This window comes from Bacteroides ihuae (assembly GCF_900104585.1).
Lineage (GTDB): Bacteria > Bacteroidota > Bacteroidia > Bacteroidales > Bacteroidaceae > Bacteroides > Bacteroides ihuae.
Genome location: NZ_FNVX01000005.1, coordinates 1,249,798 through 1,271,921, shown reverse-complemented (window position 1 = coordinate 1,271,921; position 22,124 = coordinate 1,249,798). Strand labels below are relative to the sequence as shown.

Here is a 22,124-nt window from a genome sequence, read left to right as displayed (position 1 = left end):
ATAAACAATAAATTAAGATAAAATTATGGAAATGAATTTATTTATTGCCTATATCGGCATCGCAGTAATGGTTGGTTTGTCTGGTATTGGCAGTGCTTTTGGTGTTACTATTGCAGGTAATGCGGCTATCGGTGCTCTAAAGAAGAACGAAAGTGCATTTGGTAATTTTCTTGTGTTAACTGCTCTTCCGGGAACGCAGGGGTTATATGGCTTTGCCGGATACTTTATGTTTCAGACTATTTTTGGCGTGCTTACTCCTACTATAACAGCTATTCAAGCTGCGGCAGTTTTAGGAGCCGGTATTGCACTTGGACTTGTTGCCTTATTCTCGGCTATTCGTCAGGGACAGGTTTGCGCCAATGGTATTGCTGCTATCGGACAAGGATATAATGTTTTTGGAAACACCTTGATTTTGGCTGTATTTCCAGAACTTTATGCGATTGTAGCTTTAGCTGCTACTTTCCTTATGGGAAGTGCTTTGGTTGCATAATATTCTATCTTACGATATAAAAAACATCCTGCTGAGAAATAATTCTGCAGGATGTTTTTTTATGTAAACAAGCTATTTCATGCAAACGTTTGTTTTAATCTCTTTACTGAGATTTAATATCTAAACGCTTACTTTTCAATTAATAATACGTATTTTTGCGATATAAGTACAAATAGAGATTTAGAACATTATATGATAAAAGAGCTATTATCTCCTGATTACATTTTCGAAGCAAGCTGGGAAGTATGTAATAAAGTAGGGGGAATTTATACTGTATTGTCTACCAGAGCCAATACTTTGCAGACTACCTTTCATGACAAAGTACTATTTATAGGTCCTGATATATGGCAAAATAGTGAAAATCCATTATTTATAGAATCAAAGAATCTTTGTGCCGAGTGGCGCCAATATGCAAAAGAGAAAGATGGCATTGGAGTACGCATGGGAAGATGGAACATTCCAGGTGAACCAATTGTTATATTAGTAGATTTTCTGCCTTTTTTAGCGCAGAAGGATGAAATATATACTGAAATGTGGAATACTTTTCAAGTAGATTCTTTGCATGCTTATGGTGACTATGAAGAGGCATCCATGTTCTCGTACGCTGCTGGTAAAGCAGTTGAGAGCTTTTATAAATACAATTTGTCGGATGTTGATAAGGTGATTTATCAGGCGCACGAATGGATGACAGGGTTGGGAGCTCTTTATTTGCAAACAGTTGTACCTGAGATTGCTACTATATTTACAACTCATGCTACTTCCATCGGACGTTCCATAGCTGGTAATAATAAACCACTTTATGACTATTTGTTTGCCTATAATGGAGATCAAATGGCTCAGGAACTTAACATGCAATCGAAACACTCTATAGAAAAGCAAACAGCTCATAATGTAGATTGCTTTACTACTGTGAGCCAGATAACCAATATTGAGTGCAAGCAATTGTTGAACAAAGAGGCTGATATTGTTTTAATGAATGGGTTTGAAGATGACTTTGTTCCTAAAGGAAATACTTTTGCCGGAAAACGTAAAAGAGCTCGTTCTGCCATGTTAAATGTGGCAAATAATCTGCTTGGAACTGATTGGGGAGATGATACTCTGATCATTGGAACCAGCGGACGTTATGAGTTTAAGAATAAAGGTCTTGATGTTTTTCTTGAGTCACTTCATCGTCTGAAAAATGATAAAAATTTAAAGAAGAATGTATTGGCATTTATCAATGTACCAGCTTGGGTAGGAACACCTCGTGAAGATCTTCTTTTGCGATTGAAGAGCCGAAACAAGGTTACAACGCCGTTGGAAACTCCCTTCATTACACACTGGTTGTTTGATGCGGAAAATGATAAAATTCTGAATATGCTAAGATATCTGGGTATGACTAATAGTGAGGAAGATAGGGTAAAGGTTATTTTTGTACCTTGCTATCTGAATGGAAAAGATGGAGTATTCAACAAAGAATACTACGATCTACTATTAGGGCAGGATCTGAGCGTTTATCCGTCGTACTATGAGCCATGGGGATATACTCCATTAGAGAGTGTAGCCTTTAAAGTGCCTACTATCACTACTGATCTTGCAGGTTTTGGTCTTTGGGTAAATGCTTTGCAGAATCAGAATGGCATTGATGACGGAGTAGAGGTGCTTCATCGTTCGGATAATAATTATTTCGAAGTAGCCGATGGAATTAAAAATATTGTATCAATGTTCTCGGCTAAGACGGATGACGAAGTGGGAGAGGTTCGCAAACGGGCGAGTGAAGTAGCGGAGCAAGCCCTGTGGAAACATTTTATACAATATTATTACGAAGCATACGATATAGCATTACGCAAGGCCGGTAAACGGCAAATGAGCTAAAAAATATTCATCAACAAGTAAACTATAACATTATGAGAATTAAGGTTAGTAATGTGAACACTCCGAACTGGAAAGAGATAACGGTTAAATCATCTGTTCCGGCAGAACTTGAAAAGTTGTCTGAAATAGCAAAAAATATTTGGTGGTCATGGAATTATGAGGCTACAGAGTTATTTAGGAGCCTTGATCCCGCCCTTTGGAAAGAAGTTGGACAGAATCCTGTTCTATTTCTCGAGCACATGAATTTTGAAAAGTTGGAAGCCTTGTCCAAAGATAAAGTTATCCTTAAGAGGATGAATGATGTATATACTAAGTTTCGTGACTATATGGATGTTGAACCGGATAAACAACGTCCGTCTATCGCTTATTTTAGCATGGAATATGGTTTGAATCATGTACTTAAAATATATTCGGGTGGCTTGGGTGTACTTGCCGGTGACTACTTAAAGGAAGCATCAGATAGCAATGTAGATCTTTGTGCGGTTGGCTTTCTTTATCGTTATGGTTATTTCACTCAAACTCTTGCCATAGATGGACAGCAGATAGCCAATTACGAAGCTCAAAATTTTGGGACCCTTCCACTGGAACGAGTTCTTGATGCGAATAATCAACCTCTTGTAGTAGATGTTCCTTATATTGATTATATTGTTCATGCATACGTATGGAAAGTGAATGTAGGTCGTATTACATTATATTTGCTTGATACAGATAATGAAATGAACAGTGAGTTCGATCGCTCCATTACTCATCAACTTTATGGAGGTGACTGGGAGAATCGTTTGAAACAAGAAATTCTTTTAGGTATTGGAGGTATTCTTACTTTGAAAGCGCTAGGCATTAAGAAGGATGTATATCATTGTAATGAAGGGCATGCTGCCTTGATTAATGTGCAACGTCTTTGTGACTATGTAGCCGAAGGATTAAGTTTTGATCAGGCTATTGAATTAGTTCGTGCTTCTTCTCTGTATACTGTTCATACACCTGTTCCAGCTGGGCATGATTATTTTGATGAAGGACTATTTGCTAAATACATGAGTGCATATCCCGCCAAAATGGGGATTTCATGGGATGACTTGATGGATCTAGGTCGTAATAATCCTGGAGATAAAGGGGAAAGATTCTGTATGTCTGTTTTTGCATGTAACGCTTCTCAGGAAGTGAATGGTGTGAGTTGGTTACATGGAAAAGTCTCTCAGGAAATGTTTGCATCTATTTGGAAGGGATACTTTCCGGAAGAGAGCCATGTGGGTTACGTAACCAATGGTGTGCACTTCCCAACATGGAGTGCCCGTGAATGGAAACAGCTCTATGCGAAGTACTTTGATGAAAATTTCTTGTACGATCAATCGAATGCAAAGATTTGGGAAGCAATATATAGTGTTCCGGATGAAGAAATCTGGAATACTCGTATGACGATGAAGAATAAACTGGTGGACTATATTCGCAGACAGTTCAGTGAAACTTGGTTGAAAAATCAAGGAGATCCTTCGCGCATTGTTTCGTTGATGGACAAAATCAATCCGAACGCTTTATTGATTGGCTTCGGGCGCCGTTTTGCTACTTATAAACGCGCACATCTTTTGTTTACAGATCTTGATCGTTTGGCTAAGATTATGAATAATCCAGATCGTCCGCTACAATTCCTTTTCACAGGAAAGGCACATCCTCACGATGGTGCAGGACAGGGATTGATTAAAATGATTATAGAGATTTCTCGTCGCCCAGAATTCTTAGGTAAGATTATCTTCTTAGAGAATTATGATATGCAGTTGGCTCGTCGCTTGGTAACGGGAGTCGATATTTGGTTGAATACGCCAACTCGTCCCCTCGAAGCATCGGGTACTTCCGGTGAGAAGGCATTGATGAACGGAGTATTGAATTTTTCTGTACTTGATGGCTGGTGGCTTGAAGGATATCGTGAGAATGCAGGATGGATGTTAACAGAGAAACGTACTTATCAAAATCAGGAACATCAGGATCAACTGGATGCTGCTACTGTTTATAGCATTTTAGAAACGGAAATATTGCCACTCTATTATGATAAGAATGAGGATGGCTATTCTGAAGGATGGGTGAAATATATCAAGAATTCTATTGCTCAGATTGCTCCTCATTATACAATGAAGCGTCAGCTTGACGATTATTATGACAGGTTCTATACAAAACTGGCAAAACGTTTCCATACATTAAATATCAATGGTTATGAAAAGGCTAAGGAATTAGCTGCCTGGAAAGAAGAAGTTGCAGAGAAGTGGGATTCAATAGAAATTGTATCAAGCGATAAAACAGAAGAATTGCTTCAACAATCGTTAGAAAGTGGTAAGGACTATACCATCACTTACGTAATTGACGAGAAGGGGTTAAATGATGCTATTGGAATTGAGCTTGTCACCATCCATACTGATGCTGAAGGTAAAGAACATGTCTATTCAGTTGAACCATTTGATGTGATTAAGAAAGAAGGTGATTTATATACTTTCCAAGTAAAACACAGCTTATCAAATGCCGGCAGCTTTAAGATTGCTTTCCGTATGTATCCTAAGAATGAGGATTTGCCACATCGTCAGGACTTCTGTTATGTGCGCTGGTTTGACTAACCCATTGCTCTATTCAGGAACTGAAATGAATAACAAATAAAGAGGCTGCTTCAATACTAACTTGAAGCAGCCTCTTCTCTTATTTATTTGGTTGGCATTCCTTTGTCGAGAATGCTCGTTCGGCAGTTTTTTATTTTATCAATTCGGCCAATTTAGCTTGGAGTTCTTCTCCATGCAGACCACGAGCTACAATGGTTCCGTCTTTATCAATCAACACTACGTGAGGAATGCTGCGGATAGCATATAATTTTGATCCTTCGCAATCCCAGAACTTCAAATCAGACATTTGAGGCCAAGTGATATTTAGTTGTGCGATACCATCTTTCCATGATTGTCCATCTCTATCAAGTGACACACCAACAATCTCGAATCCTTTGTTCTTATATTTAGCATAAGCTTTAACCAGATTTGGCATTTCTTGGCGGCAAGGTCCGCACCAGCTAGCCCAAAAATCTACTAAGACTACCTTTCCTTTGCCAGCATAATCTGATAGTTTAATTGGCTTTCCATCAGGAGTGAGCATACTGAAATCAACAAATTTCTGACCGACAGCTGATTTCTTTGCAGTGCTTACAAGTTCCTTCAGTTGCAAAATGCTTTCGTTATTCTGGAAGTTAGCAGGGATTTTAGCCAGCAGAGGTTCTATTTCCGGATACTCCATGTAATAATTGTACTGATTGAGTAAAAATACTCCCACTGTATTGCTAATATTCTTCTCAATGCCGGTTTTGATAATGGTCATCATTTCACTTTCTAGGCCATTCATCTCTTTTATTTTGGCCTCTTTCTGTTTATCAGTTAATGTTGTGTCGCCCATTGATTCATAGATTGCATTTTGCTTTTTGTTGATCGTATTCAACTGAGTTCTAAACTCCTGATAAGCATTGTTAGATGGAGTACCTGTTGCCGAATCATCTTCTTTTCCTAATTTCATTTCTATCTTTCCGTTTTCAAGGAAGAAATCCATGATGAGATGTTTTTCACCTTTCGCATACGTTATATAGCGATTTACAGTAGAATCTTGTACGCCTTCGAAAGTAAATGTACCATCTTTAATAATGGCTGTATCTAACTTATTAAATTGTCTGCTAGCACGTTCTTGAAGAAAAACAGTGTCGCCATCGGCAGCATCTTCTACGATTCCTTTAACTGTGTAGCCTTTATTTCCGGTGCACGATGCCAGTCCTAAGGCAGTTGCAGCAAATAAATAAATGATTTTTTTCATATTTTTGTGAATTTAATGAATATTTATTTATGCAAAGATATATTTTTTTTCAAAGTAGCTATAATATCATTGGTTATAATATCGTAATGTATACATTTAATAGTAGAAATATGTACCTTTGTACTTCAAATTATGGTATGAATATGCAAGAAGACAATTACATTATTGAAGTAAGTAGTGTGTCGAAATTCTTTGGAGATAAAACCGCTCTGGATAATGTAAGCCTGCAAGTGAAGAAAGGTGAGTTTGTGACTATCCTTGGCCCTTCGGGGTGTGGAAAGACCACATTGTTGCGCCTTGTTGCAGGTTTTCAATCTGTGTCTAAGGGAGAAATAAGAATATCAGGTAAAGAGATTACCCAGACACCTCCTCATAAGCGCCCTGTTAATACGGTTTTTCAGAAATACGCTTTGTTTCCGCATTTGAATGTGTATGATAACATCGCATTCGGTTTAAAACTTAAGAAAATGCCGAAGCAAGAGATAGAGAAGAAAGTGAAAGGAGCGTTGAAGATGGTAGGCATGACGGACTACGAATTCAGAGACGTGGACTCTTTGTCAGGTGGACAGCAGCAACGGGTAGCTATTGCCCGTGCCATAGTAAACGAGCCCGAAGTACTCTTGCTTGATGAACCATTGGCGGCTCTGGATCTCAAGATGCGTAAAGATATGCAGATGGAATTGAAAGAAATGCATAAGCGTCTGGGTATTACATTTGTTTATGTAACGCATGATCAGGAAGAGGCGCTTACGTTGAGTGATACCATTGTGGTGATGAGTGAAGGTAAGATACAGCAGATAGGTACACCTATTGATATCTACAATGAGCCGACAAATTCTTTTGTTGCCGACTTTATAGGAGAGAGCAATATTCTGAATGGTGTGATGCTAAAAGACAAGTTAGTGCGTATTTGTGATACGGAATTTGAATGTGTAGATGAAGGGTTTGGCGAAAATGTACCCGTTGATGTCGTGATTCGTCCTGAAGATCTTTATATTTTTGCTGTTTCCGATGCAGCTCAGTTGGTGGGTGTGGTACAGTCGACTATATTTAAAGGAGTGCATAACGAAATGACTGTTTTGTGTGGAGACTATGAATTTCTCGTTCAGGATTATCATCATTTTGACGTCGGCGAAACAGTGGGATTGCTTGTCAAGCCACTTGATATTCACATCATGAAGAAAGAGCGAGTGTGCAATACATTTGATGGTAAGATGGTAGATGATACGCACGTAGAGTTTTTAGGTTGTACCTTTGAATGTATACCAACTAGTAGCATTGAAGCCGGGCGAGGAGTAAAAGTTGAAGTTGATTTCGACCAAGTGATTCTTCAAGATAACGAAGAAGACGGGATGCTGACTGGAGAAGTGAAGTTTATCCTTTATAAAGGCAATCATTATCATCTGACCGTTTTCTCTGACTGGGACGAAGATGTGTATGTCGATACCAATGATGTGTGGGATGATGGTGATCGGGTAGGGATTACTATTCTGCCAACCAGCATTCGAATTATTAATTGATTGGTAAATGAAAGAATAAGAAGTGAGTAGAAAATTACCTGTTTTTTTTGCATCACGTAAGAGTTGGGTGCTTCCTTACGTGATCTTTTCGGCCATCTTTGTTGTCATTCCATTATTACTTATTGTGGTTTATGCATTTACTGATGATAACGGGCATCTGACAATGTCGAACTTTTCCAAGTTCTTTATGCATCCTGAAGCGATTAATACCTTTGTTTATTCCATTGGTATTGCTATTATCACAACAGTCATTTGTATTCTTCTTGGCTATCCGGCAGCATGGATATTGAGTAATAGTAAACTCAATAAATCGCGTACTTTGGTAGTACTCTTCATCCTACCTATGTGGGTTAATATTTTGGTGCGTACATTGGCCACCGTTGCTCTATTCGACTTCTTTAATATTCCACTTGGTGAAGGAGCTCTTATTTTCGGAATGGTCTATAATTTCATTCCATTCATGATTTATCCCATCTATAACACTTTGCAAAAGATGGATCGTAGCTATATTGAAGCAGCTCAAGACTTGGGAGCAAATCCTGTACAAGTATTCTTTAAGGCCATATTACCGCTTTCCATGTCAGGAGTGATGAGCGGTGTGATGATGGTCTTTATGCCAACTATCTCTACTTTTGCTATAGCAGAACTACTAACGATGAATAATATCAAGCTTTTTGGAACTACGATTCAAGAGAATATCAATAATAGTATGTGGAACTATGGGGCAGCTTTGTCTCTCATCATGTTGTTGCTTATTGCAGCTACTTCACTTTTTGGTAGCGATGATAAAGACAATGCTAATGAAGGAGGCGGACTATGGTAAAGAAGATTTTTGCGCAGACATATTTGTGGGTGTTGTTGTTATTGCTCTATGCTCCAATCATTATTATTGTGATCTATTCTTTCACCGAAGCAAAAGTCTTGGGTAACTGGACGGGGTTTTCTACTAAGCTCTATTCATCACTTCTTGCTACCAGCACCCATCATTCATTGATGAATGCTTTAATGAATACAATCACTATTGCTTTCATTGCTGCAACTGCCTCCACCTTGCTAGGTAGTATTACCGCTATCGGTATTTATAATCTGAAAGCTCGATCTAAAAAGGCTATTGGATTTGTGAATAGCATTCCTATCTTGAATGGTGACATTATTACGGGTATTTCGTTATTCCTGCTTTTTGTTTCATTGGGCATATCGCAAGGTTATATCACAGTAGTGCTTGCTCATATTACTTTTTGCACACCCTATGTTGTGTTAAGCGTTTTGCCCCGTCTCAAGCAGATGAATCCTAATATTTATGAAGCAGCTCTTGATCTTGGAGCCACGCCTATGCAGGCGTTGCGTAAAGTTATTGTACCTGAAATAAGGCCGGGGATGATTAGTGGCTTTATGCTGGCCATCACTCTTTCCATTGATGATTTTGCGGTTACCGTTTTTACAATAGGTAATCAGGGACTCGAAACACTCTCTACTTATATCTATGCTGATGCACGAAAAGGAGGGTTAACTCCCGAACTTCGTCCTCTTTCTACAATCATTTTTGTGGTGGTGCTGGCATTACTTATTATCATTAACCATAGAGCAGGAAAGGCGAAACAGGAAGAGTGAGTATTCTGCCTCTAAAACACCTATATGTTTTCAAAAAACACTTCATTGTTTTTAAAAAAGACCTAAGTATTTATGAAGAAGTTCTTATCTGTTTTATCTTTTATCTGTATATGCTTGCTTACCGGTTGCTATAATGTGGGTGAGCCTCGCGAGAATGTGCTTAAGATTTATAATTGGGCAGATTATATCGACGAAGATGTGCTGGAGGAGTTCCAGGCATATTACAAACAACAGACTGGTGAAGATCTTCGTATTGTTTACCAGACCTTTGACATAAATGAAGTGATGCTCACCAAAATAGAGAAAGGGCATGAAGATTTTGATGTGGTTTGCCCGTCAGAATACATCATTGAGCGTATGTTGAAGAAAAATTTGCTTCTGCCGATTGATACTGTCTTGAATGGTTCTCCAAGTTACATCCATAACCTTTCGCCTTATATTCGTGCTCAGATAAATAAATTGAGTCAGCCGGGTAGGCAAGCCAACCGCTATGCAGTATGTTATATGTGGGGCACTACGGGCATTCTGTACAACAAAACTTTTGTACCTGATTCCGACGCAGAAACTTGGGGAACTTTGTGGAATCGCAAATATGCCGGTAAGATTCTGATGAAAGAAAGCTATCGCGATGCGTATGGCACAGCAGCTATCTATGCTCATGCCAAAGAACTGCGTGAGGGTAAACTTAAGGTCGAAGATTTGATGAATGACTATTCACCTGAGGCAATGATCGTAGTTGAGAAATATCTAAAAGCAATGAAACCATTGATTGCTGGATGGGAGTCGGACTTTGGGAAAGAAATGATGACGAAAAACAAAGCATGGCTCAATCTGACATGGAGTGGTGATGCCATCTGGGCTATAGAGGAAGCTGCTTCGGTTGGGGTAGAACTCGACTATGTGGTTCCGCAGGAAGGTAGCAACATCTGGTACGATGGATGGGTAATACCTAAATATGCAGGTAATGCTAAGGCAGCTAGTTACTTCATCAACTATATGTGCCGCCCCGATGTGGCACTTCGGAATATGGATGCCACCGGTTATGTCAGTTCAATCGCAACCTCTGAAATATTAGAAGCAAAGATAGACACCACCCTCGATTATCATTCTGATTTAAGCTACTTTTTTGGTCCCGGGGCCGACAGTGTGCAGGTTAACCGAATTCAATATCCCGACCGTAAAGTAATAGAGCGGTGTGCCATGATTCGTGATTTTGGAGATAAGACGGAAGCGGTGCTCGAAATATGGTCAAGAATTAAAGGAGATAATCTGGGTGTCGGCATAACGATCCTTATATTTGTTGTCGTGGCACTTATGAGCGGATGGATGATTTATAAACGTTGGTTACGTTATAAGCGAAATAAAATGCAACGAAGAAGAAGTCGTAGGCGAAAATAGTGCTATAAATCTCATTTTCATCATGCTGCTTTGTGCATTGTTGGTAGATTTGGATATATTTGTAACTTATAGTAGTGTTGCCTTGTTTATAGAGGCAATCTAGTTCAATTATACCTTTGATTACGCCATGCAAACAAAAATAGCCTATCTTTTATTATTTTTTTGTCTTTGGACAGGTCATATCTGCGGGCAAAAGATGAGTTATCAGATATTTGAAAATATAAATTTAAGTCCCGAAGCATCTGTAATCAGTTGCTTTCTTCAAGATTCTGAAGGCTTAGTCTGGGTAGGATCGAACAAAGGACTGTTTAGTTACGATGGATATTCCGCACAACAACACTTTACGTTTGGCTCAAAGAGCAACACTCGCATCTATTGTGGGGTTATTGTCAATGACACTTATCTATATTTAGGTGCCGACAATGGAGTTCTAATCTATAACTACAAAACCGATCAATACGAGGAAGCTGAGGTTCATTTCCCATCGGATGTAAGGACAATTGCATTGCAAGCAAATACTTTATGGATTGGAACATTAAATGGATTGTACACTTATGATCTTTTAAAAAAACGTTTGAAGAACTATAGTCAAAAGAAACATTCCGGACTTCCTCACCCCACTATTTATTCCATCATAGCTACTACGGACAAAACAATCTATGTGGGTACCTACAATGGCTTTTGCCGCTATGTGCCTAAAACCGACAATTTCGAAAGAATAGCTCTTCCTATTGATAAAACAAAAAATAATCAATTCATTAATTCTCTGCTCGAAGACACTGTTCGCCATTGCGTGTGGGTCGGTACAGAAGGAAGCCTTTTCAAATATATTCCCTCTGAACATCGTGCAGAAAAGATTGAACTATTCCGGGATAACTCTATCAAATCATTGGCATTAGACGGAAGTCAGCATTTATTAGTAGGTACTGATAATGGATTATACGTGTATCATGAAACCAACGAAATGCAACATGTTGTACACGATTCGCGCAACATTCAGTCTTTATCAAACAACATTGTCTGGAATATTTTTTCTGATCACGACAAGAATATTTGGCTGGGAACCGATTATGGCATCTCTATGTCTCGCTATAACAGTGCTTTCCAGTTTATTCCCATTGCCCAGATAACTGGGATAGGAGATGGCAACCACTTCTATTCCATTTTCAAAGATTCGCGAAATTATTATTGGTTTGGTGGAACCAATGGTTTAATTTGTTCGGAACGCTCATCAGGCTATCCAAATAATTCGATATGGTATAAGATGGGCGATAGGAAGTATCCTTTGTCGCACAACAGAATAAGAGAAATCTACGAGGATAAAGATCATTATTTGTGGATAGCAACGGATGGAAGTGTCAATCGATACGATTACAAATCACAGCAATTTATACATTATAATATAATAGATAGCACACGTACTTATAATAGTAACTGGGTGTATCACCTTTTTGAAGATGATAAAGGCAAGCTCTGGGTTGCTACTTGTCTGGGCGGTATTTTTGTAGTCGACAAAGATAAATTGATGCACTCCACTGCGAGCTATTATATAGCCGAAGAAAACTATTCAACTCGCAACGGACTCTCAGGTATGTTCATCAACCAAATAATTCCTGATCATGAGGGCAATGTTTGGGTATTACTCTATAATAATGGTATTGACAAAATTGATACGAAAACCAAAAAGGTTACCAAGATACAACTTAAAGGATTGAATGGCGAGAAGAGTCCGAGCTATATTCTTTGCGATGATGCAGGGATTATCTGGGTTGGTTTCAGAGGGGGAATAATGCGCATAAATCCCAAAGATAATAGTTCGCGAGTAATCAAGTTCGATGCTTTCAACACCAGCGAGGTCTTCTCCATGATGGAGGTAAACCATCATATTTGGATATCCACTGCCGATGGATTTTGGATTGTTGATAAGAAAACGATGAATACACAACGGTTTAATGTGATGGATAAAATCTTTACCAGCATGTACTTCGATAAGGAGAATAATCGTATCTATCTGGGTTCTGTCGATGGCTATGCCATTTGCTCACCCGAGATTATCAACGTCAACACACGTAATCGCCCTGTTATTTTAACAGGTTTCTATATAAATAATCAGCTATTTTCTCCGGGCTCATCAGACAATAGCCGGAGCATTCGTTATGTGAAACAGCTTGATTTGAATTACCGACAGAATCATCTTACTTTTGAGTTTTCTGACTTCCCCTATTCTCAAGAAGAGAAAAATAAGTTTGTATATAAGCTTGAGGGGGTTGATGAGGAGTGGAGTCTTCTTAAGCCGAACACAAATCGCATATCTTACAGCAATCTTCCTTATGGAAAGTACAAGCTCGTTGTTACTTGCTTGAATGTTGATGGTAAACCTTCAGAAGATGCTTATATGTTGGATGTGAATATCCAGCCGCCTTGGTACTATACATTCTGGGCAAAGAGTATCTATTTTATTCTGTTCGTCAGCCTCATCCTCTGGACTATAAACTTCTTCAGGGTAAAGAATAAATTGAAGATTGCTCGCATTGAGAAAGAAAAGATTCTGGAGCAATCTAAGTTGAAAATAGATTTCTTCACCAATGTATCTCATGACTTTAAAACACCTCTTAGCATGATCATTGCCCCTGTGAGTCGTTTGCTATTGGAAATAAAGAACCAAGAGGTGAAGAAACAGTTGCAATTGGTGCAGAGAAATGCAATGAAACTGAACTCTCTGATTCACCAAGTACTCGACTTTAATAGAGTAGATGCTGCTATTGGTTCATTACTTATTCTTTCGAGAATAGAACTTGTGACTTTCTCTAAAAGTCTGTTTTCTATTTATGAAGAGGAAAAGCAGGAGGATAAACAACTGGAGTTTCTTTTTCAAACCAATGTGGAGAAGCTCTATATGGATGTGGATCTATTGAAATTAGAATCTATCTTGAATAACATCCTGTCGAATGCAGTGAAATATACTAAGAAGGGCAGGATAGAACTGGCGCTGAATTATCTGGAAGAACAAAGATTACTCCAGATAAACTTGTCCGATACCGGCATCGGTATTCCTGAAAAAGATATTCCGTATGTTTTCCAGCGTTTCTTTCAATCTTCAAAGACAGCTAAGGAGAAAGAAGGAACCGGTATCGGTTTGTATTTGGTAAAGGCTTACGTGGAACTTCATGGCGGAACGCTCTTTCTCAAATCGCAAGAAAACCAAGGTACAACAATCAGCATTACTCTGCCATTGTCTGCAGTTGCAGACAATGCTACTGAAGCAGAAAGTACTGTTCAGGTGGAAAATAATAGCCAACCTTTGATCTTGATTGTTGATGACAATCAAGAAATTACAAACTTTATACAAGATATACTGCGTACTAAGTATCGCTGTTTGATTGCTACCAACGGAAAGGAGGGAGCAGAGCTCTGCTTTCATTATATGCCCAACTTAATTATCAGCGACATTATGATGCCTGTGATGAGTGGATTGGAGATGTGTCAGCAGATAAAGAAAAACATACCAACCTCTACCATTCCTATTATTCTGCTTACTGCCAAAGATGATAAAGAGACACAGCTTGAAAGTTTTAATATGAACATTGACGTGTTCTTACCTAAACCATTTGAAGCCGACATTCTATTATCGAGAATAGAACAGTTGCTGCGAACTCGCAAAAAGATAGAGGTAAAGGCACGTATTGAGGTCATTGCCACTCCTAAAGCGATAGAGGCCACCTCTATTGATGAGAAGTTCTTATTTAATATCACAAAGATTATTGAAGATCATATATCCGAGCCCGAATTAAATGTAAATGCGCTTAGCGAATTATCGGGCATCAATAACAAACAAATCTATCGTAAAATAAAACAGCTTACTGCGCTCACTCCTGTAGAGTACATCAAATCCATTCGCATGAAAAAGGCAGCGATGCTTCTGGCTCAAAAGAAATTCTCTGTGGCAGAAGTGATGTATATGGTAGGCTTCTCCAATCATTCTTATTTCTCAAAATGCTTCCAGGCTGAATTTGATAAAACACCCCGTCAATTTATGGAGCAACAATAAGATCTTTAACCTCTTCTGGCATTTTGATCGTCTAATCAGAATGTCTGAGAGGTCTCATCTTATTATGTCCTTTTTATATCCTTTTATGTCCAAAATCTGCTTGTGCAACTTACTGGTTGCTCCTATTTTTGCATATACAGAATTAAGACCTAAAATTGATATTCATGAAGAAATACATATTCACAGTTGTTTGCTGTCTCTTTTCTCTATATGTGATGGGGCAGAAAAAAGCTCAATCATCTCCTTCAGTTTATGTGGATGGCAAAGGCGTAATGCGCTGGTCGGATACTCATCAGGAAACTTCCTTTTTTGGTGTGAACTATACGTTGCCTTTTGCACATGCTTATCGTGCAATGGGCTATCTGGGCATAGACCGCAAAGAAGCTATTGACAGAGACGCATATCATTTTGCCCGCTTGGGTTTCAATGCCTATCGCATTCATATATGGGATGTGGAGGTGTCTGATAAGAATGGAAACCTGCTTGAGAACGACCATCTTGATTTACTGGATTACCTTATATCTAAGCTCAAGGAGCGTGGCATCAGTGTAGTGCTTACTGCTCAAACGGACTTTGGTAATGGTTATCCGGAAAAGAATGAGCAGACGGGAGGCTTTTCTTACGATTATGATAAATGTGATGTGCATGCTAATAATCAGGCTATTGCAGCCCAGGAGAATTATATCTATCATTTGATAAAGCATATCAACCCATATACGCAAAAAGCATATAAAGATGATGCGAGCATTGTAGGTTTTGAAATCAATAATGAACCTTGTCACAGCGGTACACTCGCACAAACGAAACAGTATATAGACCGAATGCTGAAAGCAATTAAAAGAGCAGGTAATAAAAAGCCCGTATTCTATAATGTAAGTCATAACAGGCAGCAAGTTGAGGCTTATTATTCTACAAATATTCAGGGAACTACCTATCAATGGTATCCCATTGGATTGGTTGCCGGACATACCCGCAAAGGGAATTTCCTTCCTTATGTAGATTCCTATGACATTCCTTTTGATCAAGTGAAAGGTTTCCATTCTAAAGCCAAACTTGTATATGAGTTTGATCCGGCCGACATAACCTATTCTTATATGTATCCGGCTATGACACGTACTTTTCGTGGTGCAGGTTTTCAATGGATCACTCAATTTGCTTACGATCCTATTGATATGGCATGGGCAAATACAGAGTATCAGACGCATTTTCTGAATCTGGCTTATACTCCTTCAAAGGCTATCAGCATGAAAATAGCTGCTGAAGTAGCTTATAACGTTCCTCTGAATAAGTCTTACGGGGTCTATCCCAGTGATACTGTTTTTGATGCATTTCGAGTTAGCTATCAAGAAGACCTGAGCGTGATGAACTCTTCGGATAAGTTTTACTATTCTAATAGCACGACTACCCAACCGGTTGCTGTCAACAAATTGCAATCCGTGGCCGGGTGTGGCACTTCCTCTGTTATTACTTATGAAGGAACTGGTGCCTATTTTGCGGATAAGTTAGAAGATGGACTTTGGCGCTTGGAAGTCATGCCCGATGCCGTTCAGGTGAAGGACCCGTTTGAGAAACCTTCTCTCAAGAAAGAGGTAGTCTCTATCTTGTGGAATGCATGGAACATGAAAGTCACTTTGCCCGGTTTGGGTAAAAACTTCTCAGTGACAGGTTTGAACGAGGGGAATGCTTTTCGTCAACAATCATCAAACGGAAATATAGCTTTGCGTCCCGGAGTCTACTTATTGCAACGAGAGGGCTATGCCCCTTCCGTTGCTTGGAAGAAAGATACTCGTTGGCAGAATATCCGTTTGGGTGAGTTTGTTGCTCCGAAAGCAAGTCTTTCATCTTATCAAGTGATTCATACAGCCCCTAAAACTGTTGTGCAAGGTACTCAAATGCGCATTGAAGCAACAGTTATTGGTCCTCAAAAGCCCGATTCAGTGATTGTATACTCAGATAAGATTTCATTCTGGAATCCTCGTAATACTTATTATACAATGAAGAATGTGGGAGGCTATCGCTATGAAGCGGTGATTCCGGCAGATGATTTAGTTGGTGGCAAATTCAGATATACCATCACAGCTTGTCATAATGATAGCTTGTATACTTTCCCTGCCGGAGTAGTGGGATCTCCTCTGGACTGGGATTATTACCAGAACAGCTATTGGGAGAGTGATGTCGTAGCAATGGATAGTCCCATCCGGTTAATCACCCCTGAGGCTGAATATAATGACATAGATACCTATTCGATGCCCGAATGGGCTCCAATAAGTCGGGATTTGCTACTCAATGACCCAACAAAAGAGAGTACAGTGAAGTTTTACGTTAAAGCACAAGATAGAGGAGGAAAGCTCTTTATCAGAAAATGGATACGGAATGATCTAATGGTGAGAGAGAAACGTTTATCTACCTGTAAATATCTTTGCATTAACGTGATCAAAAATGAGGCAGATACGCTTGCGGCTGGTTTTATTTCCACTGTTGGATATACGTACAAAGCACAGGTTGGCCAATCAAAAGGTATTATTCGAATACCCTTATCAAATTTGGTGCAAGTAGAAACAGCTTTGCTTCCCTGTCCGTATCCCGTTTTTCTGAAAAAATATTTTAAACCTGTAACTAAGATACCTTTTAATATTAAAGATATAGAGTCGGTGGAGTTAACCTTGATTCCGGCTGATGGAAAAACTTCTACTTTGGAATTGGGTAGTGTGTGGTTAGAATAAAAATTCAGCAACTAATATCATTCAAAACAATAACTAAAACATTTTTAAATCTATTATTATGAATAGTAAAATCTCTGATCTTCGATTTCTTGCAGTGTTTTTTACTCTATGCATAGCACTGTTAGGAATCACTGCTCCTATATTTGCACAGCAAAAGGGGGGTGAGAGAAAAGTCTCAGGAAAAGTTCTTGATGAGACTCGGGAAGCGATGATTGGTGTTAACATCACCGTATCGGGTACTACCATAGGAACTGTTAGCGATTTAGATGGAAACTTTTCACTGGTTGTGCCTAATGGCAAAACAGTATTGCAGTTTTCGTTTATAGGCTATGAAACGCAATCATTGCAGATTCCGGCCAATAATATTCTGAAGGTGAAATTGCAACCACAAGCTCAGGCGCTTTCTGATGTGGTTGTTATTGGATATGGAAGTCAGAAAAAGAGTGATTTAACAGGCTCTGTGTCTGACCTTAACAGTAAAGATTTCAATGGCGGTTTAATCAGTTCTCCCGAGCAACTGATTAACGGAAAAGTGGCCGGCGTTCAGATCATGTCCAATAGCGGATCACCAACATCGGGAAGTACTATCCGTATTCGTGGCGGTGCTTCACTGAATGCAAGCAACGATCCATTGATTGTGCTCGATGGTGTTCCTTTGGAAAGCGGCGGCATCAGTGGAAACAGTGGTAACTTCTTAAGCTTGATAAATCCTAACGATATTGAAAGCATGACGGTGTTGAAAGATGCCTCTTCTACTGCTATCTATGGATCGAGAGCGTCTAATGGAGTGATAATTATCACCACGAAAAAAGGCTCGAGTGATAAGATAAAGGTGAGCTATAGCTCAACGCAATCCATTCAGACTAAAACAAAATTGATCTCTGTGTTGAGTCCTGATCAGTTTAGAAACTTGATTAATGAAAAAGGAACCACTGCTCAGAAGGCCTTGCTTGGTGATGCATCTACGGTTTGGAACGATGAGATTTTTCACTCAGCATTTGGTACCGATAATAACCTAAGTATATCAGGTAAAATAGGGAAGTTCCTTCCTTTCAGAGTATCCACAGGATATTACAGTCAAGATGGGTTACTTAAAACAGATAATGCAGAGCGTTTTACAGAAAGTATATCGCTCACACCCTCTTTCTTTGAGAACCACCTGAAAGTGAACTTTAATGTAAAAGGATCTTATAACAATAACTCTTTTGCCAATACCACATCTATTTGGAATGCGGCAGCTTTTAATCCAACTCAGCCAGTTTATTCCGGTAATACAGCCTTTGGAGGCTATTATGAAAGTCTCAATACTGAAGGAATACCTGCTACCGGAGCTATACTAAATCCTGTTGGACTACTCAAACAAGATGATAATACAAGTACGGTTAAACGTATGATTACTAATCTTGATGTAGACTATAAACTGCATTTCCTGCCCGAGCTGAAAGCACACGTTACATTGGGGTATGATTATGCTAAGGGAGAAGGAAGCAGATATGTTCCTGAAACGGCTGCTTACGCTTATAGTACGGGAGGTACTGTATACGACTACAGTCAAACAAAGATGAATAAATTGTTGACCACCTACCTGAATTATACGAAAATGTTCGATGCAATCAGTAGTAATGTAGATGCAACAGTGGGTTATGATTACCAATATTGGCACGAGAAAAGTCCACTATATGTTGTCAACAATGTAGCAGGAGTCGCACAGTCTACTACCGCAGCTCAAGATCAAAAGCACGTCTTGATCTCTTTCTACGGAAGATTGAATTACTCTTTGTTCTCTAAGTATATGCTTACTGCAACGGTTCGTAAGGATGGAACTTCTCGCTTCAATAAAAATAACAGATGGGGTACATTCCCTTCAGTGGCTTTGGCATGGAGAGTTTCAGAAGAGGACTTTTTGAAGAATAGCAATGTATTGAGCAATTTGAAATTACGCTTGAGTTATGGAGTGACAGCTCAACAAGAAGGTATTGGTAATTATTCTTATATGCCTATTTATACCTTGAGTGATGAATATGCTCAGTATCCTTTAGGGAATACTTATTATAAGACTTATCGTCCGGAAACTTATGTGTCCGATTTGAAATGGGAAACAACTAATTCTTATAATGCCGGTTTTGATTTTGGTTTCCTTAAGAATCGCATTTCGGGAAGTTTTGACTACTATACCCGTAAAACGAAAGATCTGTTGGCTACCGTATCAGTAGCTGCCGGTACAAACTTCTCTGACAAAGCCACAACGAACATCGGAAATATTAAAAGTCATGGATTAGAATTCTCATTGAATGCCATCCCCATTCAAACCAAAGACTTTACTTGGAACATGGGTTTTAATGCAACGTATCAAAAAGTAAAGATTACAAACCTTTCTTTGGTGAAAGATGCTTCTTCACCCGGTACTTATGCCGGACCATCAGTGGGTTCACGTAATTTGCAAATTATGACTGAAGGATATACACCTTATATGTTCTTTGTTTATAAACAGATTTATGACGAGGCAGGTAAGCCTATTGAAGGAGCTTATGCAGATTTAAACGATGATAAGGTTATTAATGATAAGGATTTGTATCGCTATCATTCGCCAATGCCCGATTATCTATTGGGATTCAACACACAGTTGGCATATAAGAACTGGAGCCTTGGCTTCGCCTTGAGAGCCAGCATTGGCAACTATGTATATAACAACATGAATATGAATTTGGGAGCTTGGGAAACGATGCAGTATGTTTCGTCGGCTATTAATAACTTGTCAACTAACTATTTGAAGACTGGTTTTCAGACTCGTCAGTATTACTCTGATTACTATGTAGAAAATGCTTCTTTCTTGAAGATGGATAACATCTCCTTGGGGTATGATTTTGGTAGAGTACTTAAGTTCGCCAACATCAGGGTCGGTGCTTTAGTACAAAATGTGTTTACCATTACCAACTATTCGGGAGTAGATCCGGAAGTATCTGAAGGCTTTGATAGTCAATTCTATCCTCGTCCCAGAACCTTCTCTTTGTCTGTAAACCTCGATTTTTAACCAAATCATAAATACTACGTACAATGAAAAAAGTAAGATCAATCTATTTATTTGCGATACTTATGATAGCAGGACTTTTCTCTTCCTGTCTCGATGATTTGAATCAGTCTCCCACTATAGAAACAACTTCAGCTGCAGTGTATTCAACTGTCGACGGTTATAAATCTGTTTTGGCCAAATTATATGCTTCTCTGGCCATCGCCGGTCAGGAAAAAGGTGATGAAGATACAGATTTGGGCGGCAAAACCTATTGGGGATATCTGCGTATCTATTTCAACTTGCAAGAAGTTCCTACCGATGAGGCTGTTTATACATGGGCTGGAGGTGATGCAATGACCAATGTACAAGCTATTAACTGGAACTCAACTGACGAATGGAGTTCTGCAATGTATTATCGCATCTATTATACGGTGGCTATATGTAACGAGTTCTTGCGCAATGCAACTGATGATAATATAGCCAAATTCACAGAGAGCGAAATTGCGGATATAAAAATATATCGTGCCGAGGCACGCTTCTTGAGAGCATTGGTTTATTCGCATGCGTTAGATCTGTTTGGTAATGTGCCGTTTGTTACAGAAAACGATCCTGTTGGTGCATTCTTTCCTCCGCGCTACACCCGAACAGAACTATTCAGTTATATTGAATCAGAATTGAAAGATATTGAAGAGATACTTCCTCTGCCTTTACAAAACGAGTATGCAAGGGTGAGCCGTGCTGCTCCATGGTTTCTGCTAGCTAAGTTATATCTCAATGCAGAGGTATATACTGGTACACAACGTAACACCGATTGCATTACTTATTGCAACAAAATCATTTCAGGTGGATATAGTCTGGAAGGTACTTATCGTAACTTATTCAATGCCGATAATAACCTTCGTACCAATGAAATTATTTATCCGATAGCAACCGACGGGTTGAAAACTACTACTTGGGGTGGTACAACGTACCTCGTTTGTGGAGCCATTACCAGTTCAATGACAGCGGCTGATTATGGAGTACAATCGGGTTGGGGAAGTCTACGTACAAGACCGGATTTTGTCGGTCAGTTTGCCGATGCAACGGGATCGACTGATAAAAGAGCTTCTTTTTTCACTAATGGACAAACTTTGGATATTGATGATCTTACCGACGAGTTGCAAGGATATGCTATTGTGAAGTATACCAACAAGACATCGACTGGAGAAAATGGATCGAATGCAAGTGAAGGTTTGGTGGATACTGATTTCCCGATGATGCGTTTGGCAGATGTTTATCTGATGTATGCTGAGGCTGTGGTCAGAGGTGGAGCCGGAGGTACTAAAAGCCAGGCCACAACTTATATCAATTTATTGCGTGGTAGAGCTTACGGAAATGATTCGGGAAATGTAGGTGAAGGCAATCTGACTCTGGACTTTATTCTGGCCGAAAGAGCGCGCGAACTTTATTGGGAATGTACCCGGCGTACAGACCTCATTCGCTTTGGTAAGTTTACCGGTTCTTCTTATATTTGGCAATGGAAAGGTGGTGTGAAAGATGGTATAACCGTAAGTGATAAATATAATCTTTATCCTATTCCGGCTGCCGACTTGGCTGCTAACCCCAATTTGGTACAAAATACCGGCTTTTGATCAACTTTATAAAACTA

At 39.2% G+C, this 22,124-nt stretch carries 12 protein-coding genes; 11 read left to right on the top strand and 1 reads right to left on the bottom strand.

What is annotated here, in order from left to right; genetic code table 11:
* The first annotated feature begins 25 nt into the window (after positions 1–25).
* The 3 genes from BQ5338_RS10855 to BQ5338_RS10845 all read left to right on the top strand — a co-directional run bounded on the left by BQ5338_RS10855 (position 26) and on the right by BQ5338_RS10845 (position 4,941).
* Positions 26–490, top strand: a complete 465-nt coding sequence (locus BQ5338_RS10855; RefSeq protein WP_071146790.1) for a V-type ATP synthase subunit K — start codon at positions 26–28, stop codon at positions 488–490.
* 192 nt (positions 491–682) lie between these two features.
* Positions 683–2,344, top strand: a complete 1,662-nt coding sequence (locus BQ5338_RS10850) for a glycosyltransferase (protein ID WP_071146789.1) — start codon at positions 683–685, stop codon at positions 2,342–2,344.
* Positions 2,345–2,376: 32 nt separating this feature from the next.
* A complete protein-coding gene (locus tag BQ5338_RS10845; protein ID WP_071146788.1) occupies positions 2,377–4,941 on the top strand; it encodes a glycosyltransferase family 1 protein in 2,565 nt (854 codons plus the stop codon).
* A 130-nt stretch (positions 4,942–5,071) separates the two neighbouring features.
* Here BQ5338_RS10845 and BQ5338_RS10840 read toward each other — a convergent pair whose 3' ends face one another.
* Positions 5,072–6,166, bottom strand: a complete 1,095-nt coding sequence (locus BQ5338_RS10840; protein ID WP_071146787.1) for a TlpA disulfide reductase family protein — start codon at positions 6,164–6,166, stop codon at positions 5,072–5,074.
* A gap of 137 nt (positions 6,167–6,303) precedes the next feature.
* Between BQ5338_RS10840 and BQ5338_RS10835 the strand changes: the two genes are divergently transcribed.
* From BQ5338_RS10835 to BQ5338_RS10800, 8 genes are all read left to right on the top strand, one after another.
* Positions 6,304–7,686, top strand: coding sequence for an ABC transporter ATP-binding protein (locus BQ5338_RS10835; RefSeq protein ID WP_139265228.1), 1,383 nt, complete (start codon positions 6,304–6,306; stop codon positions 7,684–7,686).
* 22 nt (positions 7,687–7,708) lie between these two features.
* Complete coding sequence (locus tag BQ5338_RS10830) at positions 7,709–8,509, top strand: ABC transporter permease (RefSeq protein WP_071146786.1); 801 nt, start codon at positions 7,709–7,711, stop codon at positions 8,507–8,509.
* Positions 8,503–9,297 carry an ABC transporter permease gene (locus BQ5338_RS10825; protein ID WP_071146785.1) on the top strand — a complete coding sequence of 265 codons (795 nt, stop codon included), beginning with the start codon at positions 8,503–8,505 and terminating at the stop codon, positions 9,295–9,297. The genes BQ5338_RS10830 and BQ5338_RS10825 overlap by 7 nt, the downstream gene beginning before the upstream one ends.
* 72 nt (positions 9,298–9,369) lie before the next feature.
* Entirely contained in the window at positions 9,370–10,695 is a 1,326-nt protein-coding gene (locus BQ5338_RS10820; RefSeq protein ID WP_071146784.1) for an ABC transporter substrate-binding protein, read from the top strand.
* A 127-nt stretch (positions 10,696–10,822) separates the two neighbouring features.
* Entirely contained in the window at positions 10,823–14,743 is a 3,921-nt protein-coding gene (locus BQ5338_RS10815; protein ID WP_071146783.1) for a hybrid sensor histidine kinase/response regulator transcription factor, read from the top strand.
* Between the two features lie 164 nt (positions 14,744–14,907).
* Entirely contained in the window at positions 14,908–17,466 is a 2,559-nt protein-coding gene (locus BQ5338_RS10810; protein WP_071146782.1) for a cellulase family glycosylhydrolase, read from the top strand.
* A 58-nt stretch (positions 17,467–17,524) separates the two neighbouring features.
* Positions 17,525–20,497 carry a SusC/RagA family TonB-linked outer membrane protein gene (locus BQ5338_RS10805; RefSeq protein WP_071146781.1) on the top strand — a complete coding sequence of 991 codons (2,973 nt, stop codon included), beginning with the start codon at positions 17,525–17,527 and terminating at the stop codon, positions 20,495–20,497.
* A gap of 23 nt (positions 20,498–20,520) precedes the next feature.
* Complete coding sequence (locus tag BQ5338_RS10800) at positions 20,521–22,107, top strand: RagB/SusD family nutrient uptake outer membrane protein (protein ID WP_071146780.1); 1,587 nt, start codon at positions 20,521–20,523, stop codon at positions 22,105–22,107.
* Positions 22,108–22,124: the final 17 nt, after the last annotated feature.

Coding starts and splice junctions, on each gene's coding strand:
- BQ5338_RS10835 (WP_139265228.1), top strand. CDS start 6,304: ATGAATATGCAAGAAGACAATTACATTATTGAAGTAAGTAGTGTGTCG.
- BQ5338_RS10820 (WP_071146784.1), top strand. CDS start 9,370: ATGAAGAAGTTCTTATCTGTTTTATCTTTTATCTGTATATGCTTGCTT.
- BQ5338_RS10850 (WP_071146789.1), top strand. CDS start 683: ATGATAAAAGAGCTATTATCTCCTGATTACATTTTCGAAGCAAGCTGG.
- BQ5338_RS10810 (WP_071146782.1), top strand. CDS start 14,908: ATGAAGAAATACATATTCACAGTTGTTTGCTGTCTCTTTTCTCTATAT.
- BQ5338_RS10855 (WP_071146790.1), top strand. CDS start 26: ATGGAAATGAATTTATTTATTGCCTATATCGGCATCGCAGTAATGGTT.
- BQ5338_RS10800 (WP_071146780.1), top strand. CDS start 20,521: ATGAAAAAAGTAAGATCAATCTATTTATTTGCGATACTTATGATAGCA.
- BQ5338_RS10840 (WP_071146787.1), bottom strand. CDS start 6,166: ATGAAAAAAATCATTTATTTATTTGCTGCAACTGCCTTAGGACTGGCA.
- BQ5338_RS10815 (WP_071146783.1), top strand. CDS start 10,823: ATGCAAACAAAAATAGCCTATCTTTTATTATTTTTTTGTCTTTGGACA.
- BQ5338_RS10825 (WP_071146785.1), top strand. CDS start 8,503: ATGGTAAAGAAGATTTTTGCGCAGACATATTTGTGGGTGTTGTTGTTA.
- BQ5338_RS10845 (WP_071146788.1), top strand. CDS start 2,377: ATGAGAATTAAGGTTAGTAATGTGAACACTCCGAACTGGAAAGAGATA.
- BQ5338_RS10805 (WP_071146781.1), top strand. CDS start 17,525: ATGAATAGTAAAATCTCTGATCTTCGATTTCTTGCAGTGTTTTTTACT.